Source organism: Roseibium sp. SCP15 (genome assembly GCF_040329435.1).
In the GTDB taxonomy this organism is placed as follows: domain Bacteria; phylum Pseudomonadota; class Alphaproteobacteria; order Rhizobiales; family Stappiaceae; genus Roseibium.
Genome location: NZ_JBDZYI010000005.1, coordinates 167,929 through 185,044 on the forward strand (window position 1 = coordinate 167,929; position 17,116 = coordinate 185,044).

Consider the following 17,116-nt stretch of genomic DNA (forward strand, 5'->3'; position numbering starts at 1 on the left):
GAGAAACTAAATGGCTACGAAAATTCGCCTGGCACGCGGCGGTTCCAAGAAGCGCCCGTACTACCGCATCGTTATTGCTGACATCCGCTCACCGCGCGATGGCCGTTTCATCGAAAAGGTCGGCACCTACAACCCGATGCTGCCGAAGGATTCCGAAGACCGCGTCCAGCTGAACGTCGAGCGCATTCAGTACTGGCTCGACACCGGTGCAAAGCCGACCGACCGCGTTCACCGTTTCCTGGATGCTGCCGGCTTGCTGAAGCGTGAGCCGCGCAACAACCCGAAAAAGGCCGAGCTGGGTGCAAAGGCGAAAGAGCGCCTGGAAGCCAAGCGTATGGCTGAAGAAGAAGCGGCCGCTGCTGCTGCTGAAGAAGCTGCTGCTGAATAAGCCAAATGATGCGTACCGCGCCAAATTGGCAGAAGGAAGCCTGCTGACATGAGTAAATCTGATAGTCAGAAGGTCCTTATGGCCAAGATTGGCGCGGCACATGGCATTCGCGGGGAAGTGCGGGTCAAGCCGTTTGGCGATGACCCGCTTTCCTTCACCGATTATGGTGTCCTGACGACAAAGGATGGCAAGCAGTCTTTCGAAGTTGAAAGGGCGCGGGTGCAAAAGACGGTCGTGGTCACCAAGTTCAAGGAGATCAGGGACCGCAACCAGGCTGAAGAGCTGAACGGGACTGAGCTTTACATCGACCGGGATCAGTTGCCTGAGCCTGAAGAAGATGAATTCTACTACTCAGACCTCAATGGACTGGGTGTCCTTGATCAGGCCGGCGAACCGCTTGGCAAGATTGTTGCTGTTCAGGATTTCGGTGCTGGTGATCTTCTGGAAATCAGACCGAAGCGCGGCAGGACCTTCTACATCCCCTTTACCAGGGAATTCGTGCCGGAGATCAGTCTGGCCGATGGCCGGGTAACTGTGGATCTGCCGGAAGACTACTTGTCCGAAGGCGAACCGGCTTCTTCTGAAGAAGAAGCACCGGACAAATAACGAACCGGTACGGGCTGCAATCCCATTTCGCCCAGATAGAGACCTTCCGCCTCATCTCTCAGCACTTGCTTTGTTTCCGAGCGGATCAGTGCAATGAAAGCGCAGACGAGTGCCACACCGATGCCGTTGGCAATGGCATCGGGTAGGGACATTTCGTGATGCGGCAGGAAACCCTGAACAACTTCTCCTCCTAGTCCCATGCTGAATGCTACGATAGCCGAGATCCTCAGCCGGCAGCAGAAGAGTGCGTGGATGGACAGGGTCAACAGGGCAAAGAAGCCAATGTGTATGACCTTGTCATAAGGGTGACCGACACCGGTGTTGAACACCAGGCCGGCGAGGACACCAAAGGTCATCAGCAGGGCCAAAGGCAAAATGCGGCTCAGGGAAATGTCGAGATAATGCTGGTCTACTCTTTCTTGGACGATTGCCGGAAGCTTGAATCGAAAAACAGGAAACTTGACCACGGTTGACTACCCGATTGAAACGCTCTTGCCAGTTTGCACCGAGAGCCTTAATCAGAGCTTTCTTTCGGGAAACTTGCCGGTGGACCATCTGAATTTTTGCCGAGCAGGGTTAATGCATGTTTAGCCCGCGGCCGGTTTGGATGTCCAAGCTGGTCTAAACGCTAATACTGACAGGGGCGGTCATGCCGTTCAAAGCCACTATTCTAACGCTCTATCCGGACATGTTTCCGGGGCCGCTGGGGCACAGTCTGTCCGGGCGGGCAATGGAAAAGAACCTGTGGCAGCTGGAAACAAGCCAGATCCGCGATCATGCGACCGACAAGCATCGCTCGGTGGACGATACACCGGCCGGTGGCGGCGCCGGAATGGTGTTGCGTGCCGACATTCTGGCCAAGGCCATAGACACCGCCGCGCCACCTGATGATCCCCGGCCAAAGTTGCTGATGAGCCCGCGCGGCAAACCGTTCACACAGGCACGCGCGCACGAATTGGCTGAAGGACCAGGAGCGATCATCGTTTGCGGGCGGTTTGAGGGCGTTGATCAAAGGGTCATCGATACCCGGGAACTGGAGGAAGTTTCCATAGGCGACTACATCCTTTCCGGCGGTGAAATCGGTGCCATCACCATGCTTGATGCCATCATCCGTCTCATTCCGGGTGTGATGGGCAACATGGAAAGCGCAGATACCGAAAGCTTCGAGACAGGGCTGCTGGAACATCCTCACTACACGCGCCCTGCAGTGTTTGAGGGACATACCATTCCCGACGTTTTGACTTCAGGCAACCACAAGAAAATTCACGAATGGCGGATGTCGGAGGCCGAGCGTCTGACCAGAGAACGCCGTCCGGATATGTGGGATGCCTACATGGCGGATGAGGACGACGTGGACTGAGGTTAGTTCTGTTCGGACCGGTCGGTTCGATCACCTAGCCTGGCCAGGATCTGTGTTCCGCGCCGGATGATATCGCTTTGCGAGTGCGAGCCGGTCTTCGACGTTGCGCTCGCCAGTTGATTTCGCGCAGTATTGTAGGAAATTTGCAGGTTCTCCGATGCTTCCCGTAGCGACGATCCAAGGATAAGTTCCTGAACAAGAAGGCTTTCCCGTTCACTTAGCCCGAGAGCGGCGGCCAGAATGCGGTCCGATTTTCTGGGAGCCTCGTCGGGATCGAAAATCGTAACGAGCAACGGCAATGTCGGCGCGATGAATGGTGCTAGCCCTGGATGGATCTGTTCTCTTTCGTGAATCGGAAGAACGAAGGCGAACGGACCACCTTGCTTTCCGGGCAGTAGCGGCATGGGTCCGATGGCGGTTGAGATCCGGGCGGCTTTTTCCAATGCATCGCGCAGCGCCTTGTGCGTATCGGGCCTGCGTGCGGACAGACGAACCATCCGATCGATGTAGAGGGTCCCGGCGCGTTTGAGCATTCGGTCAGCCTGACCATTGAGGTGCAGTATCTTTCCATCCGGCGATACAACGCAGGCAAAGGTCGGTATCTGATCCAGCCAGAAACCTGGATTGGTCAGCGTTGATTTCCGTTTGGCGACTTCAAGGATCAGGCTGAAAGCACCTTGCAGATGTGGCCTTAGAAAACGAAACAGCTCCAGCACAAGCTGCTCGTCACGTTTTTTCATCGTTCGGGGAAGATTGGCCGCAACAAAGGCGGAATCCGAGCCGTGCCGATGCAGGATGATGCCGAAGGCACGATTGATTTCGCCGTGATGCTGCAAGTACTCGTCGTAAAAGTCTGTCTTCTCCACATCCTGCGGCCGAATGAAGTGTTCCGTAATTGCGACGTCTGATAGGTCGCATTTCAAGGCAATTGGCGGAAACGGGTTGGCGGATTGGGCCTGGCTCAGATGAATTTCAGCGTCATCGCCATGATTGAACATTGCGCAATCATAGACCTGCGTTTCATACACGCATTGCGCCTGATAGGTGATTGGCAGATCGGGATAGATCACCGCCAGATCGGACAACACGTCCGTGAGACCGCCGTCCAGCAAAGCTGATGTGTAAAGCTTTCCAAGTAGATCCGAACGATCCATGGCCACGAAAGGCAACTCCTCAAGGTTGAATGAGGTATCCTATCACCTATTGTCTGAGAATATCTATGGTTGTAGTGCAATTGCACTAATGTTCATTTCAATAAATTGCGATACTAGGGGAGAGTTTCCGAGTGACGACTGCGTCAGGAAGGGCGTAATTCGAAATTCGTTTTATGTCATACTTAGCAATAGCAGTGGCAGAAGTGTTGCTGCCTTTGATTGCCTGTGCCCATCTTCGAACTTACGCTGACTGTGTCGAAAGACAGTCAATTCGGTGGTTCAGGAACCGTCCGGACTAAACAGGGTTTCGCGAGCTTGCATGGGTCAGGCGAAACCATAAAAAATCGCATGACATTCACCTGTTTTTACTGTATATGCCCGCCGAAGCTGGGTGCAAAGTGTGTCTTCTTACTAGGGGTGCACTGTTCAGGCTGGCTCTTAAGTGAGCTTTGTGTCTTGGAAATCCGGCTGAAAAACAACATGGCCCGAAGTTGGTGAATTCGTTCTCGGTGTAGCAGAGGACGCTCTGACCGCTTTGTAAATGAAAAGGGAAATATGCCATGAACCTGATCGAACAGCTCAATGCTGAAGAAATGGCGAAAATTGAAGCTCAGCGTAAGCTTCCTGAATTTTCTCCGGGTGACACCGTTCGCGTCAACGTGAAGGTCACCGAAGGTAACCGTACCCGTACACAGGCTTACGAAGGTGTCTGCATTGCCCGTTCCGGCGGTGGCATCAACGAGAGCTTCACGGTTCGCAAGATTTCTTATGGTGAAGGCGTCGAGCGTGTCTTCCCGATCTATTCTCCGATGCTTGAAGGTGTTGAAGTTGTTCGCCGCGGTAAAGTCCGCCGCGCCAAGCTTTACTACCTGCGTGATCGTCGCGGCAAGTCTGCACGTATCGTTGAGAACACCAACGCTCGTTCCAAGCGCCTCAACGAAGAGGCTCGTGCGGAAGTTGCTGCTGCCAAGGCTGCCAAGGCTGAAGCCAAGAAGGCGGAAGCTGCCGCCGCTGCAGAAAACGCTGCTGAGTAAGCTTAAGAAAGCTCGGGAATTTCAAGAAGGCGGTCCATTTGGGCCGCCTTTTTTCAATACGCAGCGCCAGCCGGTCAATGTCAGTTGAATTCAACTCAACTCGCAATGCTTGACCTCGGAGCGGAGCTGCGTCATTCACTAGCCAGGATTTGGAGATGCTCTTCTGTTGTTGTCTGACTTCAGTTGAGGGACGCGGGTATCCGGCGCAGCGGTAGACAATGCCGCCCGGTACCGGCCGGAATGAGGAGAGAGCCATGGCGAAGGCACGGACGCTTTACGACAAGATCTGGGACGACCATGCGGTCGATATGCAGCCGGACGGCACCGGTCTGCTTTATATTGATCGTCACCTGGTGCATGAGGTTACCAGCCCGCAGGCATTCGAAGGTCTGCGCATTCATGGCCGGAAGGTACGCCAGCCTGAAAAAACGCTGGCCGTTGTTGACCACAACGTCCCGACCACCGACCGTCGCCACGGTATTGATGATCCTGAATCTGCCCTGCAGGTGGAAACGCTTGCAAAGAACGCCGCAGAATTCGGCGTTGAGTATTACTCCGAGCTCGATATGCGCCAGGGTGTGGTTCACATTGTCGGCCCGGAGCAAGGCTTTACGCTACCTGGCATGACCATCGTTTGCGGTGACAGCCACACGTCCACGCATGGTGCCTTTGGCTCACTGGCGCATGGTATCGGGACATCCGAGGTGGAGCACGTTCTGGCGACGCAGACGCTGATCCAGAAAAAAGCCAAGAACATGCTGGTGAAGGTCAACGGCGCGGTTCCGGAGGGTGTCACCGCCAAGGACATCGTTCTGGCGATCATCGGCAAGATCGGCACTGCCGGCGGTACGGGTTACGTGATCGAATATGCTGGAGATGCAATCCGCTCACTATCCATGGAAGGCCGTATGACGGTCTGCAACATGTCGATTGAAGCGGGCGCTCGCGCAGGTCTCATTGCTCCCGACGAAATCACTTTCGAGTATATCAAGGGCCGTCCGAAGGCGCCGAAGGGTGAAGCCTGGGATATGGCGCTGTCCTACTGGAAGACGCTGCATACGGATGCTGACGCCTATTTCGACAAGGTTGTTGAACTGGACGCTGCCAACCTGCCGCCGATTGTTTCCTGGGGTTCGTCGCCTGAAGATGTTGTTTCCGTTGAAGGGGTTGTTCCCAATCCGGAAGAGATCGAGGACGAGAACCGTCGCGATTCAAAGAAACGCGCGCTCGACTACATGGGTCTCGAGCCGGGCACGAAGATCACCGACATCAAGATCGACAGGGCCTTTATCGGCTCCTGCACCAATGGCCGCATCGAAGATCTGCGCGCAGCCGCAGCCGTGATCGGCAATCACAAGGTGGCGGCTCATGTCAGCGCCATGGTGGTTCCGGGGTCCGGCCTGGTGAAGGAACAGGCCGAGGAAGAAGGCCTCGATCTGATTTTCAAGGAAGCGGGTTTCGAATGGCGCGAGCCGGGCTGTTCCATGTGCCTAGCCATGAATGCAGACAAGCTGAAGCCGGGTGAGCGGTGTGCGTCTACATCCAACCGGAACTTCGAAGGCCGTCAGGGCCACAAGGGCCGGACGCATCTTGTTTCACCAGCTATGGCAGCAGCTGCAGCCATCGCGGGGCACTTTGTCGACATTCGCGACTGGACCGCAAACTGATTCGCATAATGAACCGTTAACGGGAAGGGCGCCGCATGGCGCCCTTTTTTGTTTCCTTCGCAAAACTGACATGCTGACGCAGTTGATTTTTGATTGTCCCAAATAATTCAGATGTTTAAGGACACATCCTCATTGGAACGTCATGGTCAACAACTGTGATCAGAAATGATTTTGCCGGGCTTCACAAGACTGTCACCTCGGCACTACAATACTCCTGTCACAAAAGGACATGATCCGCTGTCCTATTGACCGGGCAACGGACAATCCGAGGAGATCGGTTTGCTGTCATGCGAGACCACATGATGTGCAAGGCCGATCAGACTTAAGATGTGAGGGCATCTTTCTGTGTCCTTCTGAACGCAAGGTGCCCTGGGCGTGAGGAGCGGAAGGTGACAATAGCGGTTTCGCCGGGAACCCATCCGGCGTTGGTACTCAATGCGGATTACCGGCCATTGAGTTACTACCCATTGTCTTTATGGAGTTGGCAGGACACCATAAAGGCTGTTTTTCTGGATCGGGTGAACATCGTTGCTGAATATGACGCAGCGGTCCGAAGTCCGAGCTTTGAGTTCAGATTGCCGAGCGTTGTCTCACTCAAGACCTTTGTAAAGCCAAGTCGTTACCCTGCCTTCACCCGCTTTAACGTATTCCTTCGCGACAAATTTCAGTGCCAGTATTGCGGCTCCAAAGACGAGCTGACCTTCGATCACCTCATTCCGCGCTCCAAGGGTGGATTGACCACCTGGGACAATGTCATCACCGCCTGCTCTCCGTGCAACTTGCGCAAATCCAACAAGTCCTGCAAGCAGCTGAACATGTGGCCGATGCACATGCCCTTCCAGCCAACTATTCAGGATCTTCATAATAACGGCCGCGGTTTCCCGCCAAACTATCTCCATGACAGTTGGATGGATTTTCTCTATTGGGATACTGAACTGGAGCCCTAACTCTATCTGTTTGCTATTGTTTTTTGTTCCGAAAGCGACGAAGGACCTTTCTTTCCCCTACGGTGGGTTAAGGGGTTGTTAACACTTTCTGCAGTGTTCATTTAAGGCTTTAGGTACTTTTCTGTAGTAGCTGTCTCATAACGCTATGAGGCAGTCATGATCAAAAGACAGTTTAATTGTTGCCGTAAGATAGTTCGGGGCCTTGTCTATGACAGCAAGGCATCTGTCCTGCCGATTTTCGGTATCATGGTCATTCTCATGGTTCTGATGGCCGGTGCAGCGATGGACATATCACGAGTCGTGAACGCGCGCGAAAAGCTGTCCTATGCTCTTGATGCAGCTGGTCTGGCCTTGGCAGTGGAACTTTCCACAACGGTACTGGACGAAGATGACATTCAGGAAATCTTGTCCGACTCCTTCAAGGCCAACCTCGCGAATGCCGAGTTTCTGGACGAGGCGATCGAAAATCTCGAATACGAAATCGATGCCGAAAATGGTGTGGTTTCTGTAACGTCGAGTGCGAGCCTCAACAATTACTTCATTGGAATGGGCGGTTACTCGATCAAGGATATCGGGCCAGATATGTTTGAGTTCGGCACGAGTGCGCAAGTTTCCTACTCTCAATATGATGTGGAACTGGCGCTTGTCGTGGACGTGACTGGATCAATGTCGGGTGAGATCAACGACCTGAAGGATGCGTCGGAAGCTGTTGTAAACATCCTCATTCCGGACGACTCCGATGAGGGAAAAGTCAAAATTTCGATCATTCCCTACAGCGTCGGTGTGAATCTCGGCAGTTATGCTTCAAAGGCAACAAATAACTTCAGCGATCGTTGTGCCACCGAACGTCAGGGCACGAACAGATACACTGATGTGAGCTATTCGACGACCCCGATCGGTGATGGATCAGGAACCTACAGGTCGCAAGATTGTTCTAACTCGAAAATCTTGCCCCTCACAGACAGTCGTACACAATTGCTCAATTCCATCAGCGCGCTGCAAACAGATGGCTATACCGCTGGTCAAACCGGAATCGGTTGGGGCTGGTACACCTTGTCTCCATATTGGTCTGACCTGTGGCCTGCCGACTCGGTGGGAGGGAGCTACGCGGATGTGACCGGCAAAAAGCTGCTGAAGTTTGCACTGATCATGACGGACGGCGACTTCAACACCCATTACCAAAAGAAGAATCTCACCTACTCAGAGTGCCGAAATTTGCAATATTATGGCGAATACAACGGTACTTGCAAAGGATACGGCACGAACACCAAGTACACCTACTGGCTGGAAAAATCACAGTGGGGCTACAACGGTCAATCTTCCAAGCGTGCAAGAGGTCTGTGCGATGCCATGAAAAACTCCCACATTGAGATTTTCACGGTCTATTTCGGCACAGCGAGTTCGTCGGATGGCGCCAAGGTCATGCAAGCTTGTGCAAATTCCGGCAATTACTACCAAGCTTCTTCGTCTTCAGACCTTGTGAATGCCTTCGCCAATATCGCGAAGAAGATTCAGCAGATCCACCTGTCCAAGTAATCGCAATACGCAATCAAAAAAGGCCCGCCATTTGGCGGGCCTTTCTTCGTTTCAGGCGGTGAACCTTCAGTCCCGGTTCTGACGGTTGTCGATCAGATCATCGACAACGGTCGGGTCGGCCAAGGTTGAGGTATCGCCGAGGTTCTCGAAGCTGTCTTCTGCGATCTTGCGCAGAATGCGGCGCATGATCTTGCCGGAACGGGTCTTGGGCAGGCCCGGTGCAAACTGGATCAGGTCCGGAGAGGCAATCGGGCCGATTTCCGCCCGCACGTGCTTGACCAGCTCCTTCTTCAATTCGTCTGTCGGCTCTTCGCCTTCCATCAGCGTGACATAGGCATAGATGCCCTGACCTTTGATGTCGTGCGGATAACCGACGACAGCGGCTTCAGAGACTTTCGGATGGGCGACGAGAGCGCTTTCGACTTCGGCTGTTCCCATACGGTGGCCGGAAACGTTGATGACGTCGTCAACGCGGCCCGTGATCCAGTAGTATCCATCTTCGTCGCGGCGACAGCCGTCACCGGTGAAGTAGAGGCCCTTGTAGGTGGCAAAGTAGGTTTGGACGAACCGCTCGTGATCGCCGTAGACCGTGCGCATCTGACCCGGCCAGCTGTCCTTGATGACAAGGTTGCCTTCCGTTGCCCCTTCCAGGAACTTGCCTTCTGCATCGACGATGGCCGGTTGAACTCCGAAGAACGGACGCGTGGCAGAGCCCGGTTTGAGAGCTGTGGCTCCCGGCAGCGGCGTGATGAGGATGCCCCCGGTTTCCGTCTGCCACCAGGTATCGACGATCGGGCAGCGGCCCTCACCGACGACATTGTAGTACCAGGTCCAGGCCTCGGGGTTGATCGGTTCACCGACCGAGCCGAGAAGGCGCAGGGACTTGCGGGATGTCTTGGTGACGTGTTCGTCGCCGGCACCCATCAGCGCACGGATGGCGGTTGGCGCGGTATAGAAGATGTTGACGTTGTGTTTGTCGCATACTTCCCAGAAGCGACCAGGCCCCGGATAGGTCGGCACGCCCTCAAACATCAGCGTCGTAGCGCCATTGGCAAGCGGACCGTATACGATGTAGCTGTGGCCCGTAACCCAGCCGACATCCGCCGTGCACCAGTAAACATCGCCTTCATGATAGTCGAAGACGTATTCATGTGTCATCGAGGCATAAACGAGGTAACCGCCGCTCGTGTGCATCACGCCTTTCGGCTTGCCGGTCGAACCGGACGTATAAAGAATGAACAGGGGATCTTCGGCGTTCATTTCCGCCGGCTCACAATGGTCCGCAACCTTGGCGGCCGCCTCGTGGTACCAGACGTCCCTGCCATCCTGCATCTTGATGTCGCCGCCGGTGCGCTTGACGACGATGACACTCTTGACCGGAGCCTTTTCGGCCGCTTTGTCGACGTTGTCCTTGAGCGGAACCTTGCGACCTCCGCGCAGACCTTCATCCGCAGTGACGACGCACTCGGATTCGCAGTCCTCGATGCGCTGGGCAAGACTGTCCGGAGAGAAGCCGCCGAAAACGATGGAATGAACTGCACCGATACGCGCGCAAGCCAGCATCGCGTAGGCCGCTTCCGGGATCATCGGCATGTAGATCGTGACCCGATCACCTTTCTTGACACCTTGATCCAGAAGCACGTTGGCGAACTTGTTCACTTCCTGGTGCAGCTGCCGATACGTGATGACCTTCTGCTCGCCGGGGTCATCCCCTTCCCAGATAATCGCAGGCTGATCGCCGCGCGTTTCCAGATGCCGGTCAACACAGTTGGCCGAGACATTGAGCGTGCCATCCTCGAACCACTTGATCGAAACATTGTGGTAGTCGTACGAGGTGTTTTTTACCTTGGTGTAGGGCTTGATCCAGTCGACCCGCTTGCCGTGTTCACCCCAGAAACCGTCCGGGTCTTCCACGGAGCGCTGATACATCTCCAAGTATTTGGCGTTGTCGACATGCGCCCGCGCGGCAACCTCCGCGGGAACGGGAAAAACAGAGTCAGACATGTGAGAACCTCCCAGAAACCACATTAGGGCCGGCGGCAGGTGCGTTCCCTCACCGCTGACCTATTTGCCGGGGGCCATTATGCGTATGGCCCCCTTAAGCGTCCAGAACCAAACTTTAGTCCTTTAGTCGCCGAGTCCTTGGTCTAATGTTAGTGAAATTGCAAGCGCTTACGTTCGCGTTAGCTGAGCCAGCCAATGATGATCCCCTGCGTCACCAAGACACCCAGCCAATGGCCGCAATCGATGAAGGTCAGGCTCCAGGGGCGTCCTTGAAACCGGTGATTGATGATTTGTGTGGTCAGAATGATGCCGACCCAGATCATAAAAGCGGAAATCAGACCAGTTCGAATGCTGGTTCCGCCGCTGTGATAGATGATCCCGGCGAATACGAAGGCCATCACAAGCTGGCAGACAAAGGTGATGCCGAGCGTTACCGGATCCGGTTTCGTCTGCTCTTCGGTCAGGCCGGCTGCTCTCATCCAGGCCTTGCCGAGCACTCCATACCATATCGAACCGAAAATGAACGACCCAATGGCTGCCGCGGCAACCGCGATCAGATTCACTCCGTCAAACATCATGAGTCTGCCCCTCCGCAAAATTACCGTCAGGTTGGGGGGATTTTCGAAAAAGATCAAGCAGAACAGGCATCTGGTCCGATCAGATTTTCAGCCAGACACTCAACTGGCCACATTCCTCAAACCCGAGCTGACGATAGACGGGGATGACTTCGTCGTCGGTTTCGTATGTTGCGATTGATTTGTGGGGAAATGGCTGAAGGAGTTCACGAAGCGCACTGTAGAGCCAGTTCTTGCGGCAAAAGACGTTGGACAGGCCGAGCAAGTCCCGGCCGGCAAACTCCGGACCGGAGTTGAAGACCGCACCCGCCTTGAAATCATTTCCGGAGGCGATGGCTGCGAAACTTACCGATCCCAGCTCCAGAAGGCCGGATGGAAACACGTCATGCAGACTTTCATTGTCATTCCATGCCGCCAACCATTTTTTCAGTCCTGCGGGATGAGTGATCTTTTGCCAGTTCGAGCTGGTGGGCGGTCTTCCGTTCCTTGACGCAGGACGAAAAAGCCAGGTTCCGGAGAAGAGTTTTTGAAATCCATCCCTCTCCAGATCCAGACGATCATAGCTGTCCTTGACTGCTGTCCCTGATGGCAGTTCGAGAAGAGCGGAACGCAGAGCAGCGCCCGGGGTTGCCGAGAGCGTTACAATATTCGGATAAAGCGGAAGTTGTTTTCCCTCGGCGTGCCAAAAATCCGGGTCGTATTTCGTCCGGGCTCCCGCAGCCTTCAAAACGGCATTGCACCAAAAGGCATTGTTGAAGGCGCAGGCAGCCTGCTTTTCTGCAACCATCGAATTCCCAAGCTCAGGGTTTAAACGTTCAATCCACCTTTCTCTATGATGAAATCAACGATCGTGTCGATACCTTCGCCCGCCTTTGAGTTGGCAAACACGAAGGGGCGATCCCGGCGCATCTTCGTTGCATCCCGGTCCATGACATCGAGATCGGCGCCCACATATGGGGCCAGGTCCGTCTTGTTGATGATCAGAAGATCGGAACGCGTGATACCCGGGCCGCCTTTGCGCGGGATCTCCTCCCCTGCGGCGACGTCGATCACATAAAGGGTCAAGTCCGCAAGTTCCGGTGAAAAAGTGGCCGCAAGATTGTCTCCGCCGGATTCTATCAGGATCAGATCCAGATCCGGGATTGTGCGAGTGAGGTCGTGGACAGCGGCGAGATTGATCGAAGCATCTTCGCGGATTGCAGTGTGCGGGCAACCGCCGGTTTCGACACCCCGAATTCGGTCGCTCGTCAGGGCCTGGGACCGCATCAACGCCTCGGCGTCTTCGCTCGTATAGATATCGTTGGTTATGACGGCGAGAGAGAACCTGTCTCGCATGGCTTTGCACAAGCGGTCTGTCAAAGTGGTTTTTCCGGCCCCGACAGGACCGCCAATACCGACGCGCAAGGGGCCATTTAGGGAACTCATGAGCGGAACAACCTCGAATATTGTGTTTCATGCGCCATCGACGCGATGTCTGCCAGAAAAGTGGAGCTGCCAAGGTCGTCCAGACCAGCGGAACAAGCCTCTTCCGCCACGCTGAAAATGACGGGTTCAAGGGTCGCCAGAACCGCCTGGCCATCATTTTGTCCGAGAGGTACTGCCCGCACGGCGACCGAGATTATGTTGGCGGTGAATGCGTGCAGATAAGACGTAAGCGATGCGTCCTCGGGTATCTCGTGAGCCGCACAAACCAGACCCAGAGCCACCGGATATGGCCAGTCATTCTCGTCTGAGCCTGTGATATCCAGAAATAGCTGGCCTGCAGGAATACCCGGGTCCGGCAACCAGCTCCTTTTGATCGTATTCAAAAACGCGGTTCCCTGCGCACTTGTTTCCAGGTGTCTTTCTCTGGATGGCTGAAGTGCAAGAGCCAGTTCCCGCGTGCTTCGAACGGTTTCTTCGTCGCAGCTAACAGCTGCCCGATAGGTTTCTTTCAGCAAGATCGCGTCGCTGCGGCCAGCACCATATTTCAAGATGTCTTCCAGCCAGGCTTTCAGTTCATCGGTGTTGGTAACGCCGCCCCGGTCGATGACCTGTTCGAGACCATGGCTGTAGGTGAAAGCGCCGATCGGAAATGCCGGTGATAGAAAAGTCAGCAAGCGATAAAGCGCCGGCAAACGGACAGGGTCAGTCATGGCTGTGTCCGTGATCGTGATGATGGTGGCCATGTTCATGGCCGTGATGGTGACCCTGGGTCCGGCCATGTCCATAGGCCCCCCCTTCCGGGTCAAAAGGCGCGGATACAGGAGACATGCGGCCGCCAAGCCTGGCAACCATGTCTTCGATCACGTGATCACGGCGGATGCGCAATGTCTGACCCATCAATTGCGTCGGCAAGTGCCTGTTGCCCAGATGCCATGCAATTTTCACCAGATGAGCTGTGTTTTCGGCCCGGATCTCCACCAGATCTTCCGGTTCGGCCAATATCTCGACGATCCGGCCGTCTTCCAGCTCCAGGCCGTCGCGGTGGTGCAGGTGAACAGCGTTCGGTTCATCGAGCAGGAAAGACAGGCCGTTCTGACCGGTCAGCACCGCGCGGCGGCGATGCCTGTCTTCGCGGTCGAGTGTAATCGTGTCGGACGGCTCGGTCCGCCAGCTTCCGGCTGGGTGAATTTTCTGCACTCGCATCATTGGGCGGCGTCGACCTTTGCTTTCACGGCCTTGAAACCGGGGCGTTCACGAAGGCGCTTGAAATACTCGTATACGGATCCCTCCATCGGGATGTCGAAATTGGCGACTATTGCCCAACCGGAGCAATGACCGATGATGATGTCGGCAATCGTGAAAGTGTCACCCATGACGTAGGGACCGGATCCGAGGCGTTTTTCCAACGTCTTCAGTCCCCGGCTGAACTCTTGCTTGCAGACTTCCTTGACGGCGGGAACCCGCATGTCTTCCGGATGAATGAAGGTGTTCTTTGCGGCCGTCCAAAGGGCTCCTTCGAGAACATCGACTGCGAACTGGGTGAAGCTGTCCTGTCTCGCGCGCTCGAGAGTGCCGGCGGGAAATGTGAACTTTCCGTGCTTGTCGGCAAGATAGGTGCAAATGGCAACGGACTCGGTGATTGCCGTATCGCCGTCCAGAAGAATGGGCACTTTGCCGTCCGGGGTAAGCGCACGCACTTCCGCGGATTGTGGCATGGCGGGAACGAGTTCATACGGCTCGCCCAGCTCCTCCAATAACCACATGACGCGCATGGCGCGGGTGCGCGGAAATCCGATAATATTGTACATGCATGAGCTCCCGGTTTGATCGTGGTTGCAGACCTTAGAACAGGAAATAGCGCTGTGCCATCGGCAGCACTTCGGCCGGTTCGCAGGTCAGGAGCTCACCATCGGCCCGCACCTCATAGGTTTCCGGATGCACGTCGATGTCCGGAGTTGCATCGTTCAGCACCATGGATTTCTTGGAGATACCGCCGCGCACGTTTTTCACTGGCAGAACCAGGCTTTCAAGGCCGGCCTTTTCCGCGACATTGTCGGCATAGGCCGCCTGGGAGACGAAAGTTACCCGGCTTTCGGTTCTGGCTTTGCCGAACGCACCGAACATCGGCCGGTAATGAACCGGTTGGGGTGTCGGGATCGAAGCGTTCGGATCTCCCATCGGGGCTGCGGCGATCGTGCCGAGTTTCAGAACCATGTCTGGCTTCACACCAAAAAACTTCGGATCCCACAGCACCAGATCAGCAAGCTTGCCGGGCTCGACGGACCCGATATGTTCATCCAGACCGTGGGCAATGGCCGGATTGATGGTGATCTTGGACATGTAGCGTTTGACGCGGAAATTGTCGTTGTTGCCGGCTTCTTCAGCAAGCTGTCCGCGCTGGACCTTCATCTTGTGGGCGGTCTGAAGCGTGCGAATGATCACTTCGCCGACCCGGCCCATCGCCTGGCTGTCAGAAGCGATGATCGAAAAGGCGCCCATGTCGTGAAGTATGTCTTCTGCCGCGATGGTTTCCTTGCGAATCCGGCTTTCTGCAAAGGCAACGTCTTCGGGGATCGAGCTGTCCAGATGATGACATACCATGAGCATATCGAGATGCTCTTCCAGCGTGTTGACCGTGTAGGGGCGTGTCGGATTGGTGGACGAAGGCAGCACGTTCGTCTCGCCGCAGACCTTGATGATATCCGGGGCGTGCCCACCACCTGCACCTTCCGTGTGGAAAGCATGAATGGTGCGGTTTCTGAAGGCGGCCGTGGTGTTTTCGACAAAGCCCGATTCATTCAGCGTATCGGTGTGAATCATCACCTGCACGTCGTATTCGTCGGCGACGGACAGACAGGTGTCGATGGCTGCCGGTGTGGTGCCCCAGTCCTCATGCAGCTTCAAGGCGGAAGCACCTGCAAGGATCTGTTCTTCAAGCGCTGCCGGAAGCGAGGCATTTCCCTTGCCCGCAAAGGCCAGGTTCATCGGGAAACTGTCTGCTGACTGCAACATCCGGGTGATGTGCCATGGTCCGGGCGTGCAGGTCGTCGCGTTGGTGCCTGTCGCCGGACCGGTGCCGCCGCCCAGCATGGTCGTGACACCGGACATCAGAGCGTCATCGATCTGTTGCGGGCAGATGAAATGAATATGCACGTCCAGAGCGCCGGCGGTCAGGATCTTGCCTTCTCCCGCGATGGCTTCCGTTCCTGGTCCGATGACGATGTCGACATCGGGTTGAATGTCCGGGTTGCCCGCCTTGCCGATGCCGACGATGCGGCCGTCCTTCAATCCAACGTCGGCCTTCACGATACCCCAGTGATCCACAATCAAGGCATTGGTGATCACCGAATCGACCGCTCCTGCCGACCGTGGAGCCTGAGACTGACCCATGCCGTCCCGAATGACCTTGCCCCCGCCGAATTTAACCTCCTCGCCATAGGTGGTGAAATCCTTCTCCACCTCGATGATGAGGTCCGTGTCGGCCAGACGCACTTTGTCGCCAGTCGTCGGTCCAAACATATCCGCATAGGCGGCACGGGGCATTTTGTAGGCCATTATGTCTCCATTCAGCGGTCAGGCAGACGCTGCATCAATTGCTGTAGTCTTCAAGCGTGGCTTCCAGATCATCCGCGCGTTGCATGGTGAGAACGATCATGCATCCTCGATAGAGTTCGTTTCCTCGTGTTCCGCCCATGAACGGGAAGCCGTAGGCTCTGCAGTCCTTTTCCCGGAAACTGGTCCAGGCGGTCTGCGCTTCATCCAGTGCGGCCGGACTGCCTTTCAGGTGCTCAGGCAGTTCGTTATCCATCTCGACCACCTTTTCGCGAAGCTTCTGATAAGCAGCCTCCATGCGCTCGTTCGCCTCTTTCAGGGCTTTTTCCGCGCAATAAGTGCGTTCGGAATTGTTCAGCGGATAGCCGCAATCGATGTTTTCCTGGGCAACTGCCCCTGACATGGCAGTCAGGCTGAGCAAGGCGCCAATAAGCGGAAGTCGACAATGTGACCTGATCATCAGTTTCCAAGCCCCTCGGCAAGTTCCTTCAACTCCTTCACCCGCTGCTGGGTCAGCTTCGTGAGACAGATGTTGACTAGCATCGGTTCCATCGTTCCGCCCCGTGCGAGAAACCCGTAACTCTGGCAGGCCTTGTCGCGGTAAGGCAGCCAAGCGCGCTGGGCCTCCTGCAGGGCATTGGCGGCGCCTTTGAGATGTTCAGACAGATCGCTGTCGAGAGTGCGCATATTGGCCATGGCGGACTTGTAGACCGTGTTCAGTTCAGCATCTGCCGCCTGCCATTCCTGATAGGTGCATTGCGTTATTTCCATCTGAGTTGCGACATTGCTGCAGTCCGGCGCCTTTTGTGCATTCGCCAGACCAGCGGTGGAGCTCAAGAGCACCAGGGTCAAAAGTGGTCGAAGCATT

At 55.4% G+C, this 17,116-nt stretch carries 19 protein-coding genes; 7 read left to right on the top strand and 12 right to left on the bottom strand.

What is annotated here, in order from left to right:
• Positions 1 to 10 precede the first annotated feature (10 nt).
• Both rpsP and rimM read left to right on the top strand, forming a co-directional pair.
• Positions 11 to 388 carry a 30S ribosomal protein S16 gene (rpsP, locus tag ABLO27_RS23695; protein ID WP_353036358.1) on the top strand — a complete coding sequence of 126 codons (378 nt, stop codon included), beginning with the start codon at positions 11 to 13 and terminating at the stop codon, positions 386 to 388.
• A gap of 48 nt (positions 389 to 436) precedes the next feature.
• Positions 437 to 994 carry a ribosome maturation factor RimM gene (rimM, locus tag ABLO27_RS23700; RefSeq protein WP_353036360.1) on the top strand — a complete coding sequence of 186 codons (558 nt, stop codon included), beginning with the start codon at positions 437 to 439 and terminating at the stop codon, positions 992 to 994.
• Here rimM and ABLO27_RS23705 read toward each other — a convergent pair.
• On the bottom strand, positions 940 to 1,350 hold the full coding sequence (locus tag ABLO27_RS23705) for an antibiotic resistance protein VanZ (RefSeq protein WP_353036362.1): 411 nt from the start codon (positions 1,348 to 1,350) through the stop codon (positions 940 to 942). The two genes, rimM and ABLO27_RS23705, sit on opposite strands and share 55 nt — an antisense overlap.
• 293 nt (positions 1,351 to 1,643) lie before the next feature.
• On the opposite strand from ABLO27_RS23705, the gene trmD reads away from it, so the two are divergent.
• Positions 1,644 to 2,354: a tRNA (guanosine(37)-N1)-methyltransferase TrmD gene (gene trmD, locus ABLO27_RS23710; RefSeq protein WP_353036363.1), complete on the top strand. Its 711-nt coding sequence runs from the start codon at positions 1,644 to 1,646 to the stop codon at positions 2,352 to 2,354.
• A gap of 2 nt (positions 2,355 to 2,356) precedes the next feature.
• On the opposite strand, the gene ABLO27_RS23715 is transcribed toward trmD, so the two are convergent.
• The gene (locus ABLO27_RS23715) at positions 2,357 to 3,514 is read right to left on the bottom strand and encodes a helix-turn-helix transcriptional regulator (protein WP_353036364.1); all 1,158 of its coding nucleotides are present in this window, start codon (positions 3,512 to 3,514) and stop codon (positions 2,357 to 2,359) included.
• 554 nt (positions 3,515 to 4,068) lie between these two features.
• Here ABLO27_RS23715 and rplS point away from each other — a divergent pair.
• The 4 genes from rplS (at position 4,069) to ABLO27_RS23735 (ending at position 8,692) form a co-directional block, all read left to right on the top strand.
• Positions 4,069 to 4,542, top strand: coding sequence for a 50S ribosomal protein L19 (gene rplS, locus ABLO27_RS23720; protein ID WP_353036365.1), 474 nt, complete (start codon positions 4,069 to 4,071; stop codon positions 4,540 to 4,542).
• A gap of 254 nt (positions 4,543 to 4,796) precedes the next feature.
• The gene (gene leuC / locus ABLO27_RS23725) at positions 4,797 to 6,209 is read left to right on the top strand and encodes a 3-isopropylmalate dehydratase large subunit (protein ID WP_353036367.1); all 1,413 of its coding nucleotides are present in this window, start codon (positions 4,797 to 4,799) and stop codon (positions 6,207 to 6,209) included.
• Positions 6,210 to 6,598: 389 nt separating this feature from the next.
• A complete protein-coding gene (locus ABLO27_RS23730; protein WP_352949976.1) occupies positions 6,599 to 7,156 on the top strand; it encodes an HNH endonuclease in 558 nt (185 codons plus the stop codon).
• A 156-nt stretch (positions 7,157 to 7,312) separates the two neighbouring features.
• The gene (locus tag ABLO27_RS23735) at positions 7,313 to 8,692 is read left to right on the top strand and encodes a pilus assembly protein TadG-related protein (RefSeq protein WP_417714838.1); all 1,380 of its coding nucleotides are present in this window, start codon (positions 7,313 to 7,315) and stop codon (positions 8,690 to 8,692) included.
• 66 nt (positions 8,693 to 8,758) lie between these two features.
• Here ABLO27_RS23735 and acs read toward each other — a convergent pair whose 3' ends face one another.
• From acs to ABLO27_RS23785, 10 genes are all read right to left on the bottom strand, one after another.
• Positions 8,759 to 10,696, bottom strand: a complete 1,938-nt coding sequence (acs, locus tag ABLO27_RS23740) for an acetate--CoA ligase (RefSeq protein ID WP_353036369.1) — start codon at positions 10,694 to 10,696, stop codon at positions 8,759 to 8,761.
• 179 nt (positions 10,697 to 10,875) lie between these two features.
• On the bottom strand, positions 10,876 to 11,274 hold the full coding sequence (locus ABLO27_RS23745) for a DUF1761 domain-containing protein (protein ID WP_353036371.1): 399 nt from the start codon (positions 11,272 to 11,274) through the stop codon (positions 10,876 to 10,878).
• Positions 11,275 to 11,353: 79 nt separating this feature from the next.
• A complete protein-coding gene (locus tag ABLO27_RS23750; protein WP_353036373.1) occupies positions 11,354 to 12,058 on the bottom strand; it encodes a hypothetical protein in 705 nt (234 codons plus the stop codon).
• A gap of 20 nt (positions 12,059 to 12,078) precedes the next feature.
• On the bottom strand, positions 12,079 to 12,696 hold the full coding sequence (gene ureG, locus ABLO27_RS23755; protein WP_353036375.1) for an urease accessory protein UreG: 618 nt from the start codon (positions 12,694 to 12,696) through the stop codon (positions 12,079 to 12,081).
• Positions 12,693 to 13,475, bottom strand: coding sequence for an urease accessory protein UreF (locus tag ABLO27_RS23760; protein WP_353036377.1), 783 nt, complete (start codon positions 13,473 to 13,475; stop codon positions 12,693 to 12,695). The genes ureG and ABLO27_RS23760 overlap by 4 nt, the downstream gene beginning before the upstream one ends.
• Positions 13,399 to 13,902 (bottom strand): urease accessory protein UreE, encoded by a 504-nt coding sequence (locus ABLO27_RS23765; protein WP_353036379.1) that lies wholly within the window; start codon positions 13,900 to 13,902, stop codon positions 13,399 to 13,401. The genes ABLO27_RS23760 and ABLO27_RS23765 overlap by 77 nt, the downstream gene beginning before the upstream one ends.
• Positions 13,899 to 14,504, bottom strand: a complete 606-nt coding sequence (locus ABLO27_RS23770; protein ID WP_353036381.1) for a glutathione S-transferase family protein — start codon at positions 14,502 to 14,504, stop codon at positions 13,899 to 13,901. The genes ABLO27_RS23765 and ABLO27_RS23770 overlap by 4 nt, the downstream gene beginning before the upstream one ends.
• Before the next feature lie 34 nt (positions 14,505 to 14,538).
• Complete coding sequence (gene ureC / locus ABLO27_RS23775) at positions 14,539 to 16,251, bottom strand: urease subunit alpha (protein WP_353036383.1); 1,713 nt, start codon at positions 16,249 to 16,251, stop codon at positions 14,539 to 14,541.
• A 34-nt stretch (positions 16,252 to 16,285) separates the two neighbouring features.
• Positions 16,286 to 16,708 (bottom strand): lysozyme inhibitor LprI family protein, encoded by a 423-nt coding sequence (locus ABLO27_RS23780; protein ID WP_353036385.1) that lies wholly within the window; start codon positions 16,706 to 16,708, stop codon positions 16,286 to 16,288.
• Positions 16,708 to 17,115 (bottom strand): lysozyme inhibitor LprI family protein, encoded by a 408-nt coding sequence (locus ABLO27_RS23785; RefSeq protein ID WP_353036387.1) that lies wholly within the window; start codon positions 17,113 to 17,115, stop codon positions 16,708 to 16,710. Before ABLO27_RS23785 ends, ABLO27_RS23780 begins: the two co-directional genes overlap by 1 nt.
• Position 17,116: the final 1 nt, after the last annotated feature.